This is a genomic window from Caulobacter sp. 10L414, assembly GCF_056395525.1.
Genome location: NZ_JBFTJR010000010.1, coordinates 1 through 17,813, shown reverse-complemented (window position 1 = coordinate 17,813; position 17,813 = coordinate 1). Strand labels below are relative to the sequence as shown.

The following is a 17,813-nucleotide window of genomic DNA, read 5'->3' as shown; positions in this document are numbered from 1 at the left end:
CGCGCTCCGGGCTCCGCTTAGCGGAACAGGCTCAGGATCGAGCTCGACGACTGGTTGGCGATCGACAGCGCCTGGATGCCCAGCTGCTGCTTGGTCTGCAGGGCTTGGAGCTTGGCGCTTTCCTTGGCCAGGTCGGCGTCGACCAGGTTGCCCACGCCGGCGTCGAGGCTGTCTTGCAGCTTGCCGACGAAGTTCAGGTGGGTGTCCAGGCCCGTCGAGCTGGTGCCCAGCGAGGCCAGCTTGTTGGTCGCCGTCTGCAGGGCCGTGTCGATGGTGGTGATCATCGTCTTGGCCGCGGCGGCGGTCGTGAAGGTGGTCGTGGTCGACAGACCGATGCCGGCCAGCGACAGGGTCTTGGAGTTGACGGTGATGCCCGAGCCGTCCGAGTTGGCCAGATAGGTCAGCTTGGTGGTCTTGCCGTCGATGATGCTGGCGCCGTTGAACTTGGCGTTCGAGACGGCCTTGGTGATCTGGTCGCGCAGCGAGTTGAAGTCAGCCTTCAGCGCGTTGAACGACGCGGTGTTCAGCGAGGTGTCGGAAGCGGCCAGGGCCTTTTCCTTCATCTTGCCGAGCAGGTCGGTGACGGTGTCGCCGGCGGCCAGAGCGACGTCGATCGTGGACTGACCGCGTTGCAGCGAGTCCTTCACGGCGTTGATCGAGGACGAGGTGGCCGACTGGTTCTTGGCGGTGGCCCAGATCGCGCCGTTGTCCTTGGCGGAGCCGATCTTCTTGCCGGTGTTGATCCGCTGTTGCGAGATCTGCAGTTCGCTGTTGGTCGAGTTCAGGTTCTGCAGGGCGATCATCGCCCCCGAGTTCGTGTTGATGCTGTTCAGCGCCATTACGAAGACTCCTTCTTGAGGTGTCCGACGTCATTTTGACGGCCGGAGGGCTTTTTGCCCTGCTGCAATGTTTCGTAATCTCCTTGACATTGAGTGAAAATGTCGCGGTTACTGGCGCGTTTACTGTAGATGTTTGTTAACCTCGATTGGTGCAGCCCTCCCGGCTGAATCGAGGCGAAAGGCGGCGTTGCTCCCGTAGACTCTTGGCCGCGCGGTCTAGTCTCGGGAAGCCTTGGCCAAGACGGCGAAAGCCGGGTTGGCGGCCCGGCTTTGATGTTCGGAAATTTAAGTTTTTCTCGCCATGGCGGCGCCGGGCGGCGTCATGCGCACAGGCGGGCGGGTTCCGGCGCGTGATCGTCGGCGTCGAAAAGGTCGAAGGCCTCTTCCCAGGCGGCCAGGCGGCTCTCGCGCAGGGCCGCGTCGTCGATCACCCGCACCAACTGGTCTTCCCGGTCGTTCCAGACCAGGCCGACATCGGTCGCCCGCTCGGCGTCGCCGCCCAGCAGAAGGATCACGTCGGCCTGGGCCGCGCGTTCGGGGCTGAGGCGCATCAGGGTGCGCCCGCCGCCCAGGTCGCGGTGGATGTMGGCGAAGCCGAGCACGGCGGAGATCATCGCGGCGCTGACCGGGCGGACGTGCCAGGGCTGGCAGGCGAGGCGGCTCATGTCGGTTTCTCCGAACGATCTTGATGATCTCTTTTCCACGTGCGTTGCGTCAAAAACGGTCGTAATGATCCGGAATGAGACATGAGAAGGCGACGAAGCTCCTCGACCTGGCTCGCCGGTTGGCCAGTTCCGCCGAGGGGCTGACCCTGGACGAGATGGCCCAGGTGATGGAGGTGGGGCGGCGCACCGCCGAGCGCATGCGCGATGCGGTCTGGACGGCCTTTCCGCAGATGGAGGCGATCGAGGATCCGCCGACTCGCCGGTTTCGCATCCCGTCGGGCCTGGACAGCCTGTTCCAGACCCCGACCGCCGAGGAGCTGGCGGCGCTGCGCACGGCGGCCGACTCCAACGCCGCGGCCGGGGCCGAGGCGCGGGCCGCGGCGCTCTACGCCCTGGAAGGCAAGCTGCTGTCGGCCCTGAAAGGGTCGGCGCGCCGGCGCGTGGCCCCCGACGTCGAGGCGCTGGTTCAGGCCGAGACCATCGCCGTCCACGCCGGCCCGCGCCCGTTCGAGGATCAGGGCGTGCTGGCGCAGATCCGTTCGGCGGTGAAGGGGCTGACGGCCCTGTCGTTCCGCTACGACGGCGGCAGCCAGCCGGGGCGGACGCGCACGGTGACGCCGCTGGGCATCCTGTTCGGCCGCAGCAACTATCTGGTCTCGCTCGAAGGGCAGAGCCCGCGGCCGCGCACCTTCCGCCTGGACCGCATGAGCGACGTCGAGGCGCTGGACGCGCCGGCTTCGCCGCCGGCCGATTTCTCGCTGCAGGCCTTCGCCGACGAAAGCTTCGGCATCTATCACGGTGACATCGAGGACGTGGTCCTGCGGATCAAGGCCGAGCGGGCCGAGGACGCCTTGCGCTGGCGTTTCCATTCCAACCAGATCGTGACGCAGGGGCCGGGCGGCGTCGTGACCGTGGCTTTCCGGGCCAGCGGCATGCTGGAGCTGGCCTGGCACCTGTTCACCTGGGGCGACGCGATCGAGATCGTCTCACCGCAAAGCCTGAAGACGATCATGGTGCAGGAACTGGAGAAGGCGCTGGCGGCRCATCGTCGCTAGCGATCAGTTCGCCACGAGCCTCAGTAGAGCCAGTTCGCGCGCCCGCGCCGAAGGCGGCCGGCGCCGGGGCAGGGCGCTGGCCTCGAAGGCCTCGAGCACGCGGGGGTGGATGTAGGCGGCGCGGCAGACGGCGGGGGTGTTGCCCAGCAGACCGGCCACCGCCTTGATGCAGAGGTTCAGCGCCTTCTTCGCCTCGGTCTTCGTGGCTGGGGCGGGCTGCATGCTCAGCGCCTCCAGCGCCGCCAGCGAGCCGTACCAGGTGCGGAAGTCCTTGGCCGAGAAGTCGTCGCCGGCGACGGCGCGGATGTAGTCGTTGACGTCGTGGCTCTCGATCGAACGGCGCTGGCCGTCCTCGTCGAGATACTGGAACAGCCGCTGGCCGCGCAGGTCCTGGCAGGCGCGAATGATGCGGGCCAGGCGCCGGTCGCGAAAGCCCGTGCGGTGGGTCTTGCCGCTCTTGCCCCTGAACTCGAACACCGCCCCGCCGCCGGCCAGCTTCAGGTGGCGCTTCTGCAGGGTGGTGAGGCCAAAGCTCTTGTTGGTCTTGGCGTACTCTTCGTTGCCGACCCGGATCAGGGTCAGTTCCAGCAGGCGCACCACGGCGGCCAGCACCTTCTCGCGCGGCAGGCCGCGGCGGCAGAGGTCGGCCTCGACCCGCTTGCGCAGGCGGGGCAGGGCGCGCCCGAAGGCGGCCATGCGCTCGTACTTGCGCGCGTCGCGATCGGCCCGCCAGTCGGGGTGATAGCGATACTGCTTGCGGCCCTTCTGGTCGCGGCCGACGGCCTGGATGTGGCCGTTGGGGTCGGGGCAGATCCAGACGCTGGTCCAGGCCGGCGGGATGACGAGGGCGTGGATGCGCGCAAGGGTCGCCTCGTCCTTCACCGCCCGGCCGTCGGCGTCGGCATAGGAAAAGGCGCCGGGTTTGCCGATCCGGGCCAGGCCCTGCTCCTGGTCGTTGACATAGGCCAGCAGGGTCTTTTCGGCGGCCGGGGTCTCGCTGGTGTCGCGGGCCAAGGCGCTCACCGTGCGCCGAAGACGGAAAAATGCCGGGCCATGCGTTCGCTCCCAACCTAATTCCGGCCAACGTGGTAGAGGGTTCGTCCGTTCCGGGGAGCTTCGATGAACTACCGCCACGCCTTCCACGCCGGCAACTTCGCCGACCTGCAGAAGCACGCGATCCTGCTGGCCCTGCTGGGCGCCCTGACCGCCGACGAGTCGCCGCTGGCGGTGATCGACACCCATGCCGGCGCCGGCGCCTACGACCTGCGCGGCGACATGGCCCAGAAGTCGAAGGAAGGCGCCGCCGGCATCGGCCGCCTGCTGGCCGAAGGCGATGCGCCCGAACCGTTCGCGCCGCTGCTGAAGGCGGTGCAGGAGCTGAACGTCGGCGCGGCCGACGCGCCGCTCTATCCCGGCTCGCCGCTGCTGATCGCCCGCGGCCTGCGGCGCAGCGATCGCTACACCGCCTGCGAACTGCGCGACGACGACTTCGACCAGCTTCGCAAGGTGCTGGGGCCCTACGCCTTCGCCCAGCCCCTGAAGGCCGACGGCTACGCCACGGCCGAGGCCCGCGCCGGACGCGGCGGGCGCACCTTCGTGCTGATCGACCCGCCGTTCGAGCGTCCCGACGACTACGCCCAGTGCGTGGCCACGGTGCGGGCCGTGCGCAAGGTCGATCCCGCCGCGGTGCTGGCCATCTGGACGCCGCTGAAGGACCTGGAGACCTTCGACGCCTTCGTGCGCGCGCTAGAAAACGTCACCGACGACGCGCTAATCGCCGAGCTCCGCCTGCGGCCCCTGCGAGACCCGATGAAGATGAACGGCAGCGCCATGGTGCTGGTCGGCGCGCCGGCGGCGATCGAGCCGCAGGTCTCGCAGATCACCACCTTCCTGGCTGAGCGGCTGGGCGAGCCCGGCGCGGCCGCCCGCGTCTGGCGCGCCTGACCGCGTGGACGGCGCGCCCAGCCTCAGGCAGGCCTGCGCCGTCTGGCTGAAGGTCGGCTGCCTGGGCTTCGGCGGACCGGCGGGACAGATCGCCCTGCTGCATCGCGAGGTGGTCGAGCGGCGCGGCTGGGTCGACGAGGACCGCTTCGCCCACGCCTTGAGCTTCTGCATGCTGCTGCCGGGACCCGAGGCGCAGCAACTGGCCACATGGCTGGGCTGGCGGCTGCACGGCGTGCGCGGGGGGCTGGCGGCGGGCCTGCTGTTCGTGCTGCCGGGCCTTGCGGCCATGCTGGGCCTGTCGGCGCTGTATGTCGTGCACGGGCAGGCGCGCTGGGCCGCGCCGGTGCTGCTGGGGCTGAAGGCCGCCGTCGTGGCGCTGGTGCTGCAGGCCTTGCTGCGGATGGCGGGAAGGGCGGCCCGAGGACGGACCGGCGCCGTCGCGGCGATCCTCGCCTTCCTGGCCCTGACCTTCACGATCGCGCCGTTCCCGCTGGTCATCGTCGCGGCGGGGCTGGCGGGCTGGCTCTGGGGCGCGCGCGACGGGCAGGTCGCGTCGGGCGCCGATGCGCCGTCGTTCAAGGGGGCGGGGAGGGCGGCGCTGGTCTGCCTGGCCGCATGGCTTGCGCCGGTCGCGCTGGCCTTCATGGTCGCGCCGCGCTCGGCCCTGGCCCAGATCGGCGGGGTGTTCAGCGGACTGGCTGTGGTCAGTTTTGGCGGCGCCTACGCGGCCCTGGCCTATGTGGGACAGGTCGCCGGCGACCTTGGCTGGCTGACGCCGAACCAGATGCTGGACGGCCTGGGCCTGGCCGAGACCACGCCGGGGCCGCTGGTGCTGGTGTTCGTGTTCGTGGGCTTCCTGGCCGCCTGGCGCGACGCCGATCCGGCGTTCGCCTGGCCGGCCGCCGTACTGGGCGGGCTGATGGCGGCCTGGGCGACCTTCGCGCCGTCGTTCCTGTGGATCTTCGCCGGCGGGCCTTTCATCGAGCGGCTGCGCGGTCACGCCCGGGCGGCGGCGGCGCTTTCCTGGGTGGGCGCGGCGGTGGTCGGGGTGATCGCCAGCCTGGCCTTGTGGTTCGCCGTTCACTTGCTGTTTCGGAGCGGGAACGAGGCGGCCTGGGGGCCGTTTCGGGCCATGCTGCCCGACCTCGCGAGCCTCGACCTCGCCGCTCTGGGCCTGGTGGCGCTCGCCTGCGGCCTGACCTTMGCCCTGCGGCTGCCGATCCTGGCGCTGGTGGGCGTGATGTCGCTGGCGGGCGTGGCCTGCTCGGTGCTTCTCGGGGGCTGACGTAAGGGTAGCATTTTTGCGCTTGCGAAACGGCGTTCCATGCTATGCTGCGCCGCACAATCTCGATCGACGGAGTGAACGGCCATGGTTTCCTCGTCCTTCCCGCCCTCGTCTTCCGAAAGTTCCCAAACGCCTTCCACCAACGTGCTCCTGGGCGCGGCCTCGCCCCTGTGGGCGGTGTTCGGCGGCGCCGCTGCCGCCGGGGCGGCCTGGTGGTGGTGGTCCAACCGCTGGCGCGAGGCGGTCAATCTGGAAGCCCTGATCGCCATCGCGCCCGAACCGGTGTCGCGCGGGGTGATCGACGAGCCCGCGCCGGCTCTGGCCGAGGCGCCGGTCAAGGTGGTCGAGGCCGTGGTGGCCGAGGTCGAGCCGGTCGTCGAGACCGCGACCACGGCCACCGCCGAGGTCGTCGAAGCCGCCGCCGAGGTTCCGCTGGCGCTCGCCGAAGCCTCGGCCGAGGTGGTCGAAGCCGTGATCGAGACCGCTCCCGAACCCATCGCTGAAGTGGTCGCGAAACCCGTCGAGGTCGTCGAGAAGGCCGCCGAGCCGGTGGTCGAGACCGCCAAGGCCGTGGCCGACGACCTGACCCTGCTGGTCGGCATCGGGCCCAAGCTGGCCGCCTCGCTGGCCGACCTGGGCGTCACCCGCTTCAGCCAGATCGCCGCCTGGAGCGCCGACGAGCTCGACAGCTTCGACAAGCTGCTGAGCCTCAAGGGCCGCGCCGAGCGCGACGCATGGGTGGCCCAGGCCAAGCGGCTGGCGGAAGGGGCCTGAGGCCCCGCCGCCTTACGCGGGCCCGCCCATCGTCCAGATCTTCTTGATCACGCCCGAGAAGGTCAGCATCGGCTGGCCGCCGGTCGAGAGCAGGCCGCGCACGAAGATCATCGAGCCGCCGGCGCGGACCACCTCGCCGGTCGCCTCCACCAGGTCGCCGGCCTTGGCCGGGCCGACGAAATCGCCGTTCAGCGAGACGGTGACGGCCTTGGCGTTGTCGAGCTCGCGCCAGGCGATGGCGAACAGGGAAAAGTCGGCGAAGGTCAGCATGCAGCCGCCGTGCATGAAGCCGCCGCCGTTCATGTGGCGGGGCTCGGCCCGGAATGCGCAGCGCACCTTGCCGTCGTCCTCTCTGAAATAGAACGGCCCGGTCTGGTCCTCGAACGGATCCAGCCCCGCCCAGGTGCGCCAGCCGGCCCACTCGCCGTCCTCGATCAGCCTGGGGCCGCTGATGATCTCGTTGCCGCCGTCCATGCCCTGCGCTCCCGTACTTTCTCGTTGTTATTGCGGCTCAGCTAAGCCCCCGTGGCGCGTCGAGGCAAGCCGCCCGCTTACGTCGAGGCCCGAACCGTGGCATGGCTTTCCCATGACCACCCCGATCCAAGACACCATCCTTTCGCAGCTGGCCGGGCTGCCCGCCGGCAAGTCCATCGACCCGATGTCGGTGGCCAAGGCCATCCAGCCCGAGCGCTGGCAGCGCCTGCTGGGCCATATCCGCACCGACGCCGTCGAACTGGCCAAGGAAGGCAAGATCGTCATCCTGCGCCACAACAAGCCGGCCAACCCCGAGAAATTCCGGGGCGTCTATCGCCTGCGCCTGCCGATGGAAGGCGATCCGACCAGCTTCCCGGACGTGGTCGAAGACGGCGCGGACGACGCCGAGGATTGATCGCGGCGAGACCCGCCGAAAGGTGGGTCTTGAAAAGAAACCCGTTCGATGAACTATGAGTCTCCCAAATGCATCAGGGGAGGTTCGCTCATGATCGTCTTCGGTTCGTCGCTGTCGCCCTATGTGCGCAAGACGCTGGCCTTCGGAGCCGAGAAGGGCCTGAAGCTGGAGAACCGGGTCTCGCCGCCCGGAACCCTCGATCCCGAGTTCGCCGAGTGCAGCCCGTTCCGCAAGATCCCGGGCTTTCAGGACGGTGATTTCCGCATCTCGGACTCCACGGCGATCATCACCTATCTGGAAGCCCTGCATCCAGAGCCGAACCTGATCCCGGCCGAGCCGCGCGCCCGCGCCCGGGCCGTCTGGTTCGAGGAATACGCCGACACCATCCTGGTGGCGGCCGCCGGCAAGATCTTCTTCAACCGCATCGTCGCGCCGCGCTTCATGCGCCGGCCGGGCGACGAGGCCGTGGCCGCCAGGGCCGAGGCCGAGGAGCTGCCGCCGGTGCTCGACTACCTGGAGAGCATCGTGCCTGACGCGGGCGCTTTCCTGCTGGAGGGCCGCCTGACCCTGGCCGACCTCGCCGTGGCCAGCCCGTTCGCCAACCTGCGTCACCTGAAGCTGGACCTGTCGCGCTGGCCGCGCACCAAGGCCTATACCGACGCCATCCTGGCCAGGCCGGCCTATGCGGCTCTGATCACCGGCGAGGAGGCCCTGCTGGCGGCCTTCGCTCCGCCCGAAGCCGCCTGACGTCTTGCCAAGCCGGGGGCGGCTATCGGAGGTTGCGGCGTCGAGTATGGAGTAGCCTTGATGTCGCAACTGAAGACCCCGGGCGTGTTCGTCCAGGAGATCGCCCCGGTTCAGCCGATCGTGGGCCTGCCCACGGCGGTGACGGCTTTCGTCGGCCGGGCGGGCCGCGGCCCGGCGGGTGTCGCCGTCCCTGTCGCCGACCAGGCGGCCTTCGAGGCCGCTTACGGGCCGACGGATCGGGCCTATCCCCTGACGCTGGCCGTGGCCGACTTCTTCGCGAATGGCGGCGAGGCGGCGGTGGTCGTCCGCCTGCCCGGAGACGCGACCACAGAGGCCGGCCTGGACAGCGCCCTGGCTGCGCTGAACAAGACGCCCTTCAACATCCTCTACCTGTCGCCCGACCAGATCGAGGGCGACGTCCCGGTCTTCACCCGCCAGACGGCCGGGGCCTTCGTGGTCGAGCGCGAGGCGATGATGATCCTCGAAGCGCCGGCCGCCTGGGCGACCGCCAGGATCGACGAGATGACCGTCGACGCGCTCGGCGACTTTGCCGAACCGCAGCGCTCGCGCATGGCCTGCTACGCCTCGCGCCTGCAGGACGAGAGCGGGCCGCGCCCGTCGGGGGCCGCCGTCGCCGGCATCTGGGCCCGGACCGACCGCAAGGACGGCGTCTGGACCGCGCCCGCCGGCATCCGCGCCGATTTCGCCAGCGGCATTCCCCAGCGCTTCCTGACCGACGGCGACAATGCGGCGCTGTCGGCGCGAGGGCTCAATGCGCTGCGGAGCTTCCCGGGGCACGAGGCCGTCATCTGGGGCGTGCGGACCCTCTCGTCCGTCAGCGACACCTTCCGCTACGTGCCGGCCCGCCGGCTGGTCGACCATATCGAGGACAGCGTCGAGGCCGGCCTGGCCTGGGCGGCGACCGAGCCGCCGTCGCCGGCGCTGTTCGCTACGGCGCACGCGCAGGTGTCAGCTTTCCTGACCGAAATCTGGAAGGCGGGCGGCCTGATCGGCGCGAAGGCCGCAGAGTCGTTCTACGTCGTCTGCGACATGAGCAACAACGCCCAGTACCTGGGCCAGGGCGTGCTGCGCGTCGACATGGGGCTGGCCGTGCAGCACACGGCCGAGTTCGTTCCAGTGTCGGTCCAGGTCGAGGTCGCCGCGTCCTGACGACGGCGCCTCTTGGCGCGTGGCCGGCGGCGTCCTAACTGCCGGCCATGTCGCTCGACGCCCTGCTTTCCGAGATCCGCGCCTGCCGGGCCTGCGTCGGCGAGATTCCCGAGCCGCGCCCGGTGGTGCGGGTGGGCGAGGAGACGCGCCTCTTGATCTGCGGCCAGGCGCCGGGACGGCTGGTGCACGAGACCGGCCTGCCGTTCAACGACCCCTCGGGCAACCGCCTGCGCCAGTGGATAGGCGTCGACCGCGACACCTTCTACGACCGGCCGGAAATCGGCGTGGCGGCCATGGCCTTCTGCTTTCCGGGGACCAATCCCAAGGGCGGCGACTATCCGCCGCCGCCGCGTTGCGCCGCCCTGTGGCGCAGGGACCTGCTGGACCGCTTGCCCAAGGTGGAGCTGACCCTGCTGGTCGGCGGCTACGCCCAGGCCTGGGCGCTGGGCGACGCCATGAAGCCGTCGATGACCGAGACCGTGGCCGCCTGGAGCGAATACGTCGCCCATGGCGTTCTGCCTCTGCCGCACCCTTCGTGGCGCAACACCGCCTGGCTCAAGCGCAACCCATGGTTCGAGGACGAGGTCACGCCCTATCTTCGCCGCCGTGTCGCGGGCATTCTGGCGCGATGAACCGCCGGAGCCTTCTCTTCACCGTCGGGGCCGCTGGCCTCGCCGCCGCCTGCGTCCCCATCACCCAGCGTCCCGCCCTCGCGCCGCTCGGCCTGCGCGGCGCGCGGCTGCAGGACGACTGGATGATCGCCTTCGACGGCGCGAAGCTGGGCCTCAAGCGCTGGCTGCCGCAGGACGGAACCGTCACCCACGTGGTCGTCGGCCTGCACGGCATGAACGACTATTCCAACGCCTACCACCTGGCCGCCGCCTGGTGGGCGGGGCAGGGGATCGCCACCTACGCGCTGGACCTGCGAGGCTTTGGCCGTTCGCCCCGCCGGGGCGTCTGGGCCTCGACCGACCTGATGATCGAGGACGTCCGCACCCTGGTGTCGCTGGTCCGCGAGGCCCATCCCGAGGCCAAGGTCTCGCTGGCCGGGGTCAGCATGGGCGGGGGGCTCGCGATCGCCGCCATGGCGACCGACAATCCGCCGGCCGCCGACTCTCTGCTGCTGTTCGCACCGGCCGTCTGGGGCTGGTCGGCCCAGCCTCTGCCCTACAAGACCAGCCTGTGGATCAGCGCCCACACCGCCCGCAGCTGGGTGGTCAAGCCGCCGGAATGGCTGGTGCAGAAGGTGCTGCCGACCGACAACATGGAAGAGCTGCGGCGCATGGGCCGTGACCCGCTGATGATCTGGGGCGCGCGGTCCGACACCCTCTATGGCCTGGTCGGGCTGATGGAGCGGGCCTGGGCGTCGCTGGGCAAGGTGCGGGTTCCGGTCGCCTACTTCTACGGCGAGCGCGACGAGATCATCCCCGAGGAGCCGACCAAGCAGGCCGCCCGCCGCCTGAAGCCCGACGATCGTTCGGCCTTCTACGCCAACGGTTACCATCTGCTGCTGGTCGACAAGCAGGCGGAGGTGGTGTGGCGCGACGCGGCCGCGTTCCTGAAGGATCCGCAGGCCGACCTGCCGTCTGGCGCGCCGCCGATCCCGGGCGCGCCGACCGCGCCGAATGTGGTCAAAGTTCAGGGTGTTCCGGCCGGACGCTAGTCGAACGTCCGGCATATTGCAGTGCGGTATGAACGATCGTCGGCCTATGTGACAAAAAGCCGATGAAGTGATCCTTGCGGCGGCGCTCGGGGCGGCGTACACCCCGGCGCACTGTTTTCCAGGCTGAGGCGAGGCCCACGGCAATGACCTTGTTCGATCTGCCCGATTTCGAAGGGCATGAAGGCGTCCACTCGTTCTACGACGAAAAGACCGGCCTCAAGTCGATCATCGCCATCCACTCCACCGCGCGCGGCCCGGCCGCCGGCGGCTGCCGGATGTGGGACTACGCCAGCAGCGAGGCGGCCCTGACCGACGCCCTGCGCCTGTCGCGCGGCATGTCGTACAAGAACGCCATGGCCGATCTCGACTTCGGCGGCGGCAAGGCCGTGATCATCGGCGATAGCCGCAGCCAGAAGACGCCGGAACTGTTCGAGGCCTTCGGCCGCGCGGTCGACAGCCTGGGCGGCCGCTACTGGACGGCCGAGGACGTCGGCGTTTCGCCGACCGACCTTGAGAGCACCCGCAAGACCACCCGCTACGTCGCCGGCCTGGAAGGCCATGCGGCCGCCTCGGGCGATCCTTCGCCGGTCACCGCCGAGGGCGTGTTCCGCGGCGTGCGCCTGTGCGTCGAGCGCGCGCTGGGCCGTGACCTGACGGGCGTGAAGGTGGCCATCCAGGGCGTCGGCCATGTCGGCGCCTACCTGGCCGAAAAGCTGCACGCGGCCGGCGCCGAGCTGATCATCGCCGACGTCAACCAGGTGGCCCTGAACGAAGTGGCGGCCAAGACGGGCGCGCAGATCGTGCCGACCGACGCCATCTTCGACGTCGAAGCCGACGTCTTCGCTCCCTGCGCCCTGGGCGGGGCGATCTCGGCCGCGACCCTGCCGCGCCTGAAGGTCAAGGTCATCGCCGGCGGCGCCAACAACCAGCTGGCCGACGCCATGATCGGCCAGACGGTGTTCGACCGCGGCATCCTCTACGCCCCCGACTACGTCATCAACGGCGGCGGCATCATCAACGTGGCCGCCGAGATCCGCGCCCTGGAAGCCGGCGTCGCCTTCGATCCGCAATGGGTGGCCACCAAGCTCGACCGCCTGGCCCTGACCCTGGGCGAGGTGCTCGACCAGTCGCTGGCCGAAAAGCGCCCGGCCAACCTGGTCGCCGACGAGATCGCCCGCGCCCGCATCGCCGCGGCGCGTCCCTGATCCTTCTCCCCTTGTGGGAGAAGGTGTCGCCATAGGCGACGGATGAGGGGTCTCTCAGAAATAGAACGCCGCGACAGCCTCACCGCCGTCGCGGCGTTTTGCGTTTGTGCGACCCCTCACCCGACCTGCTTTGCAGGCCACCCTCTCCCGCAAGGGGAGAGGGATCATCTGCCGCTGATGCTCGCCCCCGCGTCCTTGTCCAGCCGCAGATAGACCGGCAGGGCCAGCAGCGTCACCACCCCGATCGCCACGAACGGCCAGACGAAGCTTTGCGGCGTCAGGGCCTGACCGTCCGCGCCGCGGGTCAGGTGCAGCATCAGGCCGCCGAAGCTGACGCCCAGGGCCAGGCCCACCTGCTGGCTGACCGCCGCCAGGGTCGAGGCCGCGGCCACGCGCGGCTGGGGCACGTCGGCATAGGCGATGGTGTTGGTGGCGATGAACTGGCTCGACCGGGCGAAGCCGCCGACCAGCAGCAGGGCGATCATCAGCCACATCGGGGTCGAGGCCGTGAAGAAGCCCGGCACGGCGGTCATCAGCGCCGTCGCGGCCACGAACACCGCCAGCGCCGTGCGGAAGCCGTAGCGCTTGAGCAGGGCGCCGGCGAAGGGGCGGGCGACCAGCACGCCCAGGCCCGTGGCGATGGTCACGCCGCTGGCCTTCAGAGGGCTCCAGCCCAGCGCCACCTGCAGCAGGAGCGGCATCAGGAACGGGCTGGCGCCGATGCCTAAGCGAACGAAGGTTCCGCCGACCAGGCTGGCGCGGAAGGTCGGATAGCGCAGCAGGGTGAGATCCAGGATCGGCTTGGCCTGGGCCCGGCAGTGCTTGAGGTAGAGCCAGCCCGCGCCCAGCGACACCGCCAGCAGCAGCGCCTGCACCAGCGGCGGCAGCAGCGAAAGGCCCGCCGTCTCGGCCAGGCCGATCAGGCCCGACAGGGCGATGGCGCTCATGACGAAGCCCTGGGTGTCGAAGCGGCCGGCCTCGGGATCGGGCGCGCCCTTGGGCACGAAGCGCCGCACGGCGATCGCCCCGACCACGCCGATCGGCAGGTTCAGGTAGAAGATCCACGGCCAGTCGGCCACCGACAGCACGAAGCCGGCGATCGGCGGGCCGATCAGCGGTCCGACCATGGCCGGCATGGTGAACCAGCCCATGGCGCTGATCAGCTTGTCCTTGGGCGTCGAGCCCACGACGATCAGCCGAGCCACCGGCGTCATCATCGCTCCACCGATCCCCTGGACGATGCGGGCCGCGRCCAGTTGGCCAAGGCTCTGCGACAGGCCGCACAGCGCCGAGCCGGCCAGGAACACCAGCATGGCGATCAGGAACACCCGTCGCGCGCCAAAGCGCTGGGCCGCCCAGCCGCTGGCCGGGGTGAAGACCGCCAGGGCCAGGATGTAGGAAGTCAGGGCCAGCTTCAGGTGGATCGGGTCGGCCGAGAAGGCCTGGGCCAGGCGCGGCAGGGCGGTCGACAGGGCCGTGGAGTCGATGAACTCCATCAGGAGCGCGCTGGCCACGGCGAGCGAGACAAGGCGGGTGGTCCAGGGGGATGGGTCGGGCGCTTCGGTTTCAAGGGAGGGCGCCGGGCGCAGATCTGAGGCGAGATCGGACACGGCGCACGGGTTACGCCTGGCGGGCTGCCGGCTCAAGGAAAGAGTGGATAACTTGGGTCTTCACCTAAACCGATCTTCCCCGCGAAGGCGGGGATCCAAGCCGAGTCCAGGTTCTGCAAGGCATGCGAGGTTTCGAGCGCCGCTTGGATCCCCGCCTTCGCGGGGATGCTCGGAGGAGGAGGGCGTTGCGCCGAACGGCCTGAAGCCTCATCCTGCCAAACAGACGTTCGAGACCCCAGCAGATGTTCCTTCGCTTCTTCTCCGAGCTGCGCCAGGCCAAGGTGCCGGTGTCCCTGCGCGAATACCTCCTGCTCATGGAGGCGCTGGACAAGGGCGTCATCGACCGCTCGATCGACGACTTCTACTTCCTGTCGCGCGCCAGCCTGGTGAAGGACGAGAAGAACCTCGACAAGTTCGACCGCGTGTTCGGCCACGTCTTCAAGGGTCTGGAGACGGTGGGCGAGGGGATCACGGCCGATATTCCGGAAGAGTGGCTGAAGGCCCTGACCGAGAAGTTCCTCACCGACGAGGAAAAGGCCCAGATCGAAGCCCTGGGCGGCTTCGAGAAGCTGATGGAGACCCTGCGCGAACGCCTGGCCGAGCAGAAGGAGCGCCACCAGGGGGGCAACAAGTGGATCGGCTCGGGCGGAACCTCGCCGTTCGGCAACAACGGCTACAATCCCGAAGGCGTGCGCATCGGCCAGGACAAGGGTCGCCACGGCCGGGCCGTGAAGGTCTGGGACAAGCGCGAGTACAAGAACCTCGACGACAGCGTCGAGTTGGGCACCCGCAATATCAAGGTGGCGTTGCGGCGCCTGCGCAAGTTCGCCCGCACGGGCGTGGCCGAGGAACTGGACCTGCCCGGCACGATCCGCGGCACGGCCGAGAAGGGCTATCTCGACATCCAGCTGCGCCCAGAGCGCCGCAACGCCATCAAGGTGCTGATCTTCTTCGACATCGGCGGCTCGATGGACGGCCACATCAAGCTCTGCGAGGAGCTGTTTTCCGCCGCCAAGACCGAGTTCAAGAACCTGGAATTCTACTACTTCCACAACTGCCTCTACGAAGGCGTGTGGAAGGACAACAAGCGCCGGCACACCGAGAAGGTCGCCACCTGGGAGGTGCTCCACAAGTTCCCGGCCGACTACAAGGTGATCTTCGTCGGCGACGCGACCATGAGCCCCTACGAGATCACCTATCCGGGCGGCAGCGTCGAGCACTGGAACGAGGAGCCCGGCGCGATCTGGATGAGCCGGGTCACCGACATCTACCAGAGCTGCGTCTGGCTCAATCCCACGCCCGAGCGCCACTGGGACTACACCCAGTCGATCGGCGTCATGAAGCAGCTGATGAACGACCGCATGTTCCCGCTGACCATCGACGGGCTGGACAAGGCGATGCGAGAGCTGGTGCGGGGGTAGAAGGCCCCCTCAGTCGGCTTTGCCGACAGCTCCCCCAGAGGGGGAGCATCTGCGGCTTCGATCCTCCCCCCCCTCTGGGGGAGGTGGCCCGAAGGGCCGGAGGGGGCTTTACAACCCCGACAGATACCCCGCGATCGCCGTCCGCCGCGCGTCCAGCGCCTCCAACTGCGCCCGCAGCCGCGCCTTCAGGCGGTCGGGGCACGCGCCGTCCGGTCCCAGCAGGTCGACGATCTCGGAGATCGGCAGGCCCAGCGCCTTGAGGTCGGCGATGGCCGCCAGCCGCGCCCGGGCCGAGGTTCCGAGAGTGCGGATGTTCTTGGGGCCGCGCCCGCAGGCGATCAGGCCCATCTCCTCGTAGTGGCGGATGGCCCGCAGGGTCAGGCCCAGCTGTTCGGCGACGTCGCCGATCGGCAGTTCGGACGGGCGCACCGAGAAGCGCGGGGCGTTATGGGCGACGGCGGTCTGGACGGCAGGCATCGTAACTCCCTTGCGGACGGTCGTCTGGGCCCGGCGACGGCGTTCGGCCAGCGCGAGCGCCGCCTTTGTCCGCGGACCGGGGATGGCGAGGTCAGGAACGCTCACTGGAACTCCACGAGGACCTGGTCGGCGGCGACGGGGTCGCCGGGCCTGGCGTTGACGGTCTTGACGACGGCGTCGCGCTCGGCGCGGAGGATGTTCTGCATCTTCATGGCCTCGAGCACGCAGACGACCTCGCCCTCGCGCACCTGCTGGCCGACCGCGACGTCCATGGAGACCACCAGGCCCGGCATCGGCGAGAGGACGAGCTTGGAGGTGTCGGCCGGGGCCTTGGCGGGCAGCTTGTCGTGCAGTTCGGCGCTGCGGGCGGTCAGCACCAGCACCCTAGCCTTGGCGGCGCGGTGGCGGATGGTGAAGCCCTCGGGCGCGGGGGCGACCTCGGCGGTGAAGGCCTGGCCGTCCAGCACGCCGCGGAAGGTGGGCAGGCCAGGCCGCCAGGCGATGTCGGCCAGGTTCAGCGTGCGGCCCTGGTCGAGCAGCTCGACGTTCAGGGACTGGCCCTCGCCCGACAGATGCACCCGCTGCTTGCCGTGGCCGATCACCACCGTCCAGTCGGAGCGGGCGCGGCCCAGGCGCAGGGCCTGGAGGCGCTGCATGGCGCAGCCGACGGCGGTCAGCAGGTCGGCCTGGAAGGCGGTGGGCTCGGTTCCGGCAAAGCCGTCGGGGAACTCGTCCTTGATGTAGCTGGTGGCCAGCTTKCCGGAGACGAAGCGGTCCTGGTCCATCACCGCGGCCAGGAACGGCACGTTGTGGCCCAGGCCCTCGATGTGGAAGTCCTCCAGCGCCCGGGCCATGCCCGCCACCGCCTCGGTGCGKGTCGGGGCCCAGGTGCAGAGCTTGGAGATCATCGGGTCGTAGTACATCGAGATCTCGTCGCCCTCGCGCACCCCGGCGTCGTTGCGSACGGCGTAGCCMKSCYTSTCGCCCTCKKCGGGCGGGGCGTAGCGSACSAGRCGGCCGATGCTGGGCAGGAACTTGCGGTAGGGATCCTCGGCGTAGATCCGGCTCTCGATCGCCCAGCCGTTGATGGCCAGATCGGCCTGACCGAAGGCGAGCTTCTCGCCGTAGGCCGAGCGGATCATCTGCTCGACCAGRTCAAGGCCGGTGATCAGCTCGGTGACCGGGTGCTCGACCTGCAGGCGGGTGTTCATCTCCAGGAAGTAGAAGCTCTTGTCCTGGCCGGCGACGAACTCGACGGTGCCGGCGCTGTCGTAAGCGACCGCCTTGGCSAGRGCGACGGCCTGGGCGCCCATGGCCGCGCGGGTCTCTGGATCCAGCAAGGGGCTGGGCGCCTCCTCGATGACCTTCTGGTTTCGCCGCTGGATCGAGCATTCGCGCTCGAACAGGTGGACGACGTTGCCGTGCTTGTCGCCCAGCACCTGGATTTCGATGTGGCGCGGGCTCTCGATGAACTTCTCGATGAAGATGCGATCGTCGCCGAAGGCGCCGGCGGCCTCGGCCCGCACGGCCGGGAAGCCCTCCTCGACGTCCTTGCGGCTCCAGGCCACGCGGATGCCCTTGCCGCCGCCGCCGGCCGAAGCCTTGATCATCACCGGRTAGCCGATGGTCTCCGACACCTTCAGGGCCTCGGCGACATCGGCGATCTCGCCGATATGGCCGGGCACGCAGGAGACCCCCGCGGCGGCGGCGAACTTCTTGCTCTCGATCTTGTCGCCCATGGCCGAGATCGCGCCGGGGTTGGGACCGATGAAGACGATGCCTTCATCCGCACAGCGTTGCGCGAACTCGGCCTTCTCGGAAAGAAACCCGAAGCCCGGGTGCACGGCCTGGGCGCCGGTCTGCTTGCAGGCGGCGATGATCTTGTCGGCCACCAGATAGCTCTGGGCGGCCGGAGACGCCCCGATGTGCACGGCCTCGTCGGCCATCTCCACCGCCAGGCTGTCGGCGTCGGCGTCCGAATAGACCACCACCGTGGCGATCCCGAGCCGCCGGCACGTCTTGATCACCCGCACCGCGATCTCGCCCCGGTTGGCGATCAGGATCTTGTT

The 17,813-nt window shown here is 69.4% G+C and carries 18 protein-coding genes; 11 read left to right on the top strand and 7 right to left on the bottom strand.

The window, feature by feature from the left end; all coding sequences use genetic code 11:
* Positions 1–17: 17 nt before the first annotated feature.
* Positions 18–839, bottom strand: coding sequence for a flagellin (locus AC1DCG_RS05420; RefSeq protein WP_165258990.1), 822 nt, complete (start codon positions 837–839; stop codon positions 18–20).
* 320 nt (positions 840–1,159) lie between these two features.
* Positions 1,160–1,504 (bottom strand): hypothetical protein, encoded by a 345-nt coding sequence (locus AC1DCG_RS05415; RefSeq protein WP_477041407.1) that lies wholly within the window; start codon positions 1,502–1,504, stop codon positions 1,160–1,162.
* 74 nt (positions 1,505–1,578) lie between these two features.
* Between AC1DCG_RS05415 and AC1DCG_RS05410 the strand changes: the two genes are divergently transcribed.
* Positions 1,579–2,559, top strand: coding sequence for a helix-turn-helix transcriptional regulator (locus AC1DCG_RS05410; RefSeq protein WP_477029800.1), 981 nt, complete (start codon positions 1,579–1,581; stop codon positions 2,557–2,559).
* Positions 2,560–2,562: 3 nt separating this feature from the next.
* Here the strand turns inward: AC1DCG_RS05410 and AC1DCG_RS05405 are convergent, their stop codons facing one another.
* On the bottom strand, positions 2,563–3,582 hold the full coding sequence (locus tag AC1DCG_RS05405) for a DNA topoisomerase IB (protein ID WP_477036543.1): 1,020 nt from the start codon (positions 3,580–3,582) through the stop codon (positions 2,563–2,565).
* Between the two features lie 96 nt (positions 3,583–3,678).
* Here AC1DCG_RS05405 and rlmJ point away from each other — a divergent pair, with 96 nt between their 5' ends.
* The 3 genes from rlmJ (at position 3,679) to phaH (ending at position 6,562) form a co-directional block, all read left to right on the top strand.
* Positions 3,679–4,503 carry a 23S rRNA (adenine(2030)-N(6))-methyltransferase RlmJ gene (gene rlmJ, locus AC1DCG_RS05400; protein WP_477029798.1) on the top strand — a complete coding sequence of 275 codons (825 nt, stop codon included), beginning with the start codon at positions 3,679–3,681 and terminating at the stop codon, positions 4,501–4,503.
* Positions 4,504–4,507: 4 nt separating this feature from the next.
* Entirely contained in the window at positions 4,508–5,788 is a 1,281-nt protein-coding gene (gene chrA / locus AC1DCG_RS05395) for a chromate efflux transporter (RefSeq protein ID WP_477041406.1), read from the top strand.
* Positions 5,789–5,872: 84 nt separating this feature from the next.
* Positions 5,873–6,562, top strand: a complete 690-nt coding sequence (phaH, locus tag AC1DCG_RS05390; RefSeq protein ID WP_477029796.1) for a phasin PhaH — start codon at positions 5,873–5,875, stop codon at positions 6,560–6,562.
* Between the two features lie 12 nt (positions 6,563–6,574).
* Here the strand turns inward: phaH and AC1DCG_RS05385 are convergent, their stop codons facing one another.
* Positions 6,575–7,036 (bottom strand): PaaI family thioesterase, encoded by a 462-nt coding sequence (locus tag AC1DCG_RS05385; RefSeq protein ID WP_477029795.1) that lies wholly within the window; start codon positions 7,034–7,036, stop codon positions 6,575–6,577.
* A gap of 112 nt (positions 7,037–7,148) precedes the next feature.
* On the opposite strand from AC1DCG_RS05385, the gene AC1DCG_RS05380 reads away from it, so the two are divergent.
* The 6 genes from AC1DCG_RS05380 to AC1DCG_RS05355 all read left to right on the top strand — a co-directional run bounded on the left by AC1DCG_RS05380 (position 7,149) and on the right by AC1DCG_RS05355 (position 12,236).
* A complete protein-coding gene (locus tag AC1DCG_RS05380) occupies positions 7,149–7,451 on the top strand; it encodes a DUF3253 domain-containing protein (protein ID WP_165258981.1) in 303 nt (100 codons plus the stop codon).
* A gap of 90 nt (positions 7,452–7,541) precedes the next feature.
* Complete coding sequence (locus AC1DCG_RS05375) at positions 7,542–8,198, top strand: glutathione S-transferase family protein (RefSeq protein WP_477029794.1); 657 nt, start codon at positions 7,542–7,544, stop codon at positions 8,196–8,198.
* A 60-nt stretch (positions 8,199–8,258) separates the two neighbouring features.
* Positions 8,259–9,368, top strand: a complete 1,110-nt coding sequence (locus AC1DCG_RS05370; RefSeq protein ID WP_477029793.1) for a hypothetical protein — start codon at positions 8,259–8,261, stop codon at positions 9,366–9,368.
* Between the two features lie 47 nt (positions 9,369–9,415).
* Positions 9,416–10,000: a uracil-DNA glycosylase family protein gene (locus tag AC1DCG_RS05365; RefSeq protein WP_477029792.1), complete on the top strand. Its 585-nt coding sequence runs from the start codon at positions 9,416–9,418 to the stop codon at positions 9,998–10,000.
* A complete protein-coding gene (locus AC1DCG_RS05360) occupies positions 9,997–11,031 on the top strand; it encodes an alpha/beta hydrolase (RefSeq protein ID WP_165258976.1) in 1,035 nt (344 codons plus the stop codon). The genes AC1DCG_RS05365 and AC1DCG_RS05360 overlap by 4 nt, the downstream gene beginning before the upstream one ends.
* 143 nt (positions 11,032–11,174) lie before the next feature.
* Complete coding sequence (locus tag AC1DCG_RS05355) at positions 11,175–12,236, top strand: Leu/Phe/Val dehydrogenase (RefSeq protein WP_477029790.1); 1,062 nt, start codon at positions 11,175–11,177, stop codon at positions 12,234–12,236.
* 164 nt (positions 12,237–12,400) lie between these two features.
* Here the strand turns inward: AC1DCG_RS05355 and AC1DCG_RS05350 are convergent, their stop codons facing one another.
* Complete coding sequence (locus tag AC1DCG_RS05350; protein ID WP_477041405.1) at positions 12,401–13,750, bottom strand: MFS transporter; 1,350 nt, start codon at positions 13,748–13,750, stop codon at positions 12,401–12,403.
* 338 nt (positions 13,751–14,088) lie between these two features.
* Here AC1DCG_RS05350 and AC1DCG_RS05345 point away from each other — a divergent pair, with 338 nt between their 5' ends.
* Positions 14,089–15,267, top strand: coding sequence for a vWA domain-containing protein (locus AC1DCG_RS05345; RefSeq protein ID WP_477036542.1), 1,179 nt, complete (start codon positions 14,089–14,091; stop codon positions 15,265–15,267).
* A 108-nt stretch (positions 15,268–15,375) separates the two neighbouring features.
* Here the strand turns inward: AC1DCG_RS05345 and AC1DCG_RS05340 are convergent, their stop codons facing one another.
* Both AC1DCG_RS05340 and AC1DCG_RS05335 read right to left on the bottom strand, forming a co-directional pair.
* Positions 15,376–15,744 carry a MerR family transcriptional regulator gene (locus AC1DCG_RS05340; protein ID WP_477029787.1) on the bottom strand — a complete coding sequence of 123 codons (369 nt, stop codon included), beginning with the start codon at positions 15,742–15,744 and terminating at the stop codon, positions 15,376–15,378.
* Positions 15,745–15,845: 101 nt separating this feature from the next.
* Positions 15,846–17,813 (bottom strand): acetyl-CoA carboxylase biotin carboxylase subunit (locus AC1DCG_RS05335; RefSeq protein ID WP_477041404.1); only part of this gene is annotated, 1,968 nt, incomplete at its 5' end.

Coding starts and splice junctions, on each gene's coding strand:
- AC1DCG_RS05420 (WP_165258990.1), bottom strand. CDS start 839: ATGGCGCTGAACAGCATCAACACGAACTCGGGGGCGATGATCGCCCTG.
- rlmJ (WP_477029798.1), top strand. CDS start 3,679: ATGAACTACCGCCACGCCTTCCACGCCGGCAACTTCGCCGACCTGCAG.
- AC1DCG_RS05340 (WP_477029787.1), bottom strand. CDS start 15,744: ATGCCTGCCGTCCAGACCGCCGTCGCCCATAACGCCCCGCGCTTCTCG.
- phaH (WP_477029796.1), top strand. CDS start 5,873: ATGGTTTCCTCGTCCTTCCCGCCCTCGTCTTCCGAAAGTTCCCAAACG.
- AC1DCG_RS05380 (WP_165258981.1), top strand. CDS start 7,149: ATGACCACCCCGATCCAAGACACCATCCTTTCGCAGCTGGCCGGGCTG.
- AC1DCG_RS05345 (WP_477036542.1), top strand. CDS start 14,089: ATGTTCCTTCGCTTCTTCTCCGAGCTGCGCCAGGCCAAGGTGCCGGTG.
- AC1DCG_RS05375 (WP_477029794.1), top strand. CDS start 7,542: ATGATCGTCTTCGGTTCGTCGCTGTCGCCCTATGTGCGCAAGACGCTG.
- AC1DCG_RS05365 (WP_477029792.1), top strand. CDS start 9,416: ATGTCGCTCGACGCCCTGCTTTCCGAGATCCGCGCCTGCCGGGCCTGC.
- AC1DCG_RS05355 (WP_477029790.1), top strand. CDS start 11,175: ATGACCTTGTTCGATCTGCCCGATTTCGAAGGGCATGAAGGCGTCCAC.
- AC1DCG_RS05370 (WP_477029793.1), top strand. CDS start 8,259: ATGTCGCAACTGAAGACCCCGGGCGTGTTCGTCCAGGAGATCGCCCCG.
- AC1DCG_RS05385 (WP_477029795.1), bottom strand. CDS start 7,036: ATGGACGGCGGCAACGAGATCATCAGCGGCCCCAGGCTGATCGAGGAC.
- AC1DCG_RS05360 (WP_165258976.1), top strand. CDS start 9,997: ATGAACCGCCGGAGCCTTCTCTTCACCGTCGGGGCCGCTGGCCTCGCC.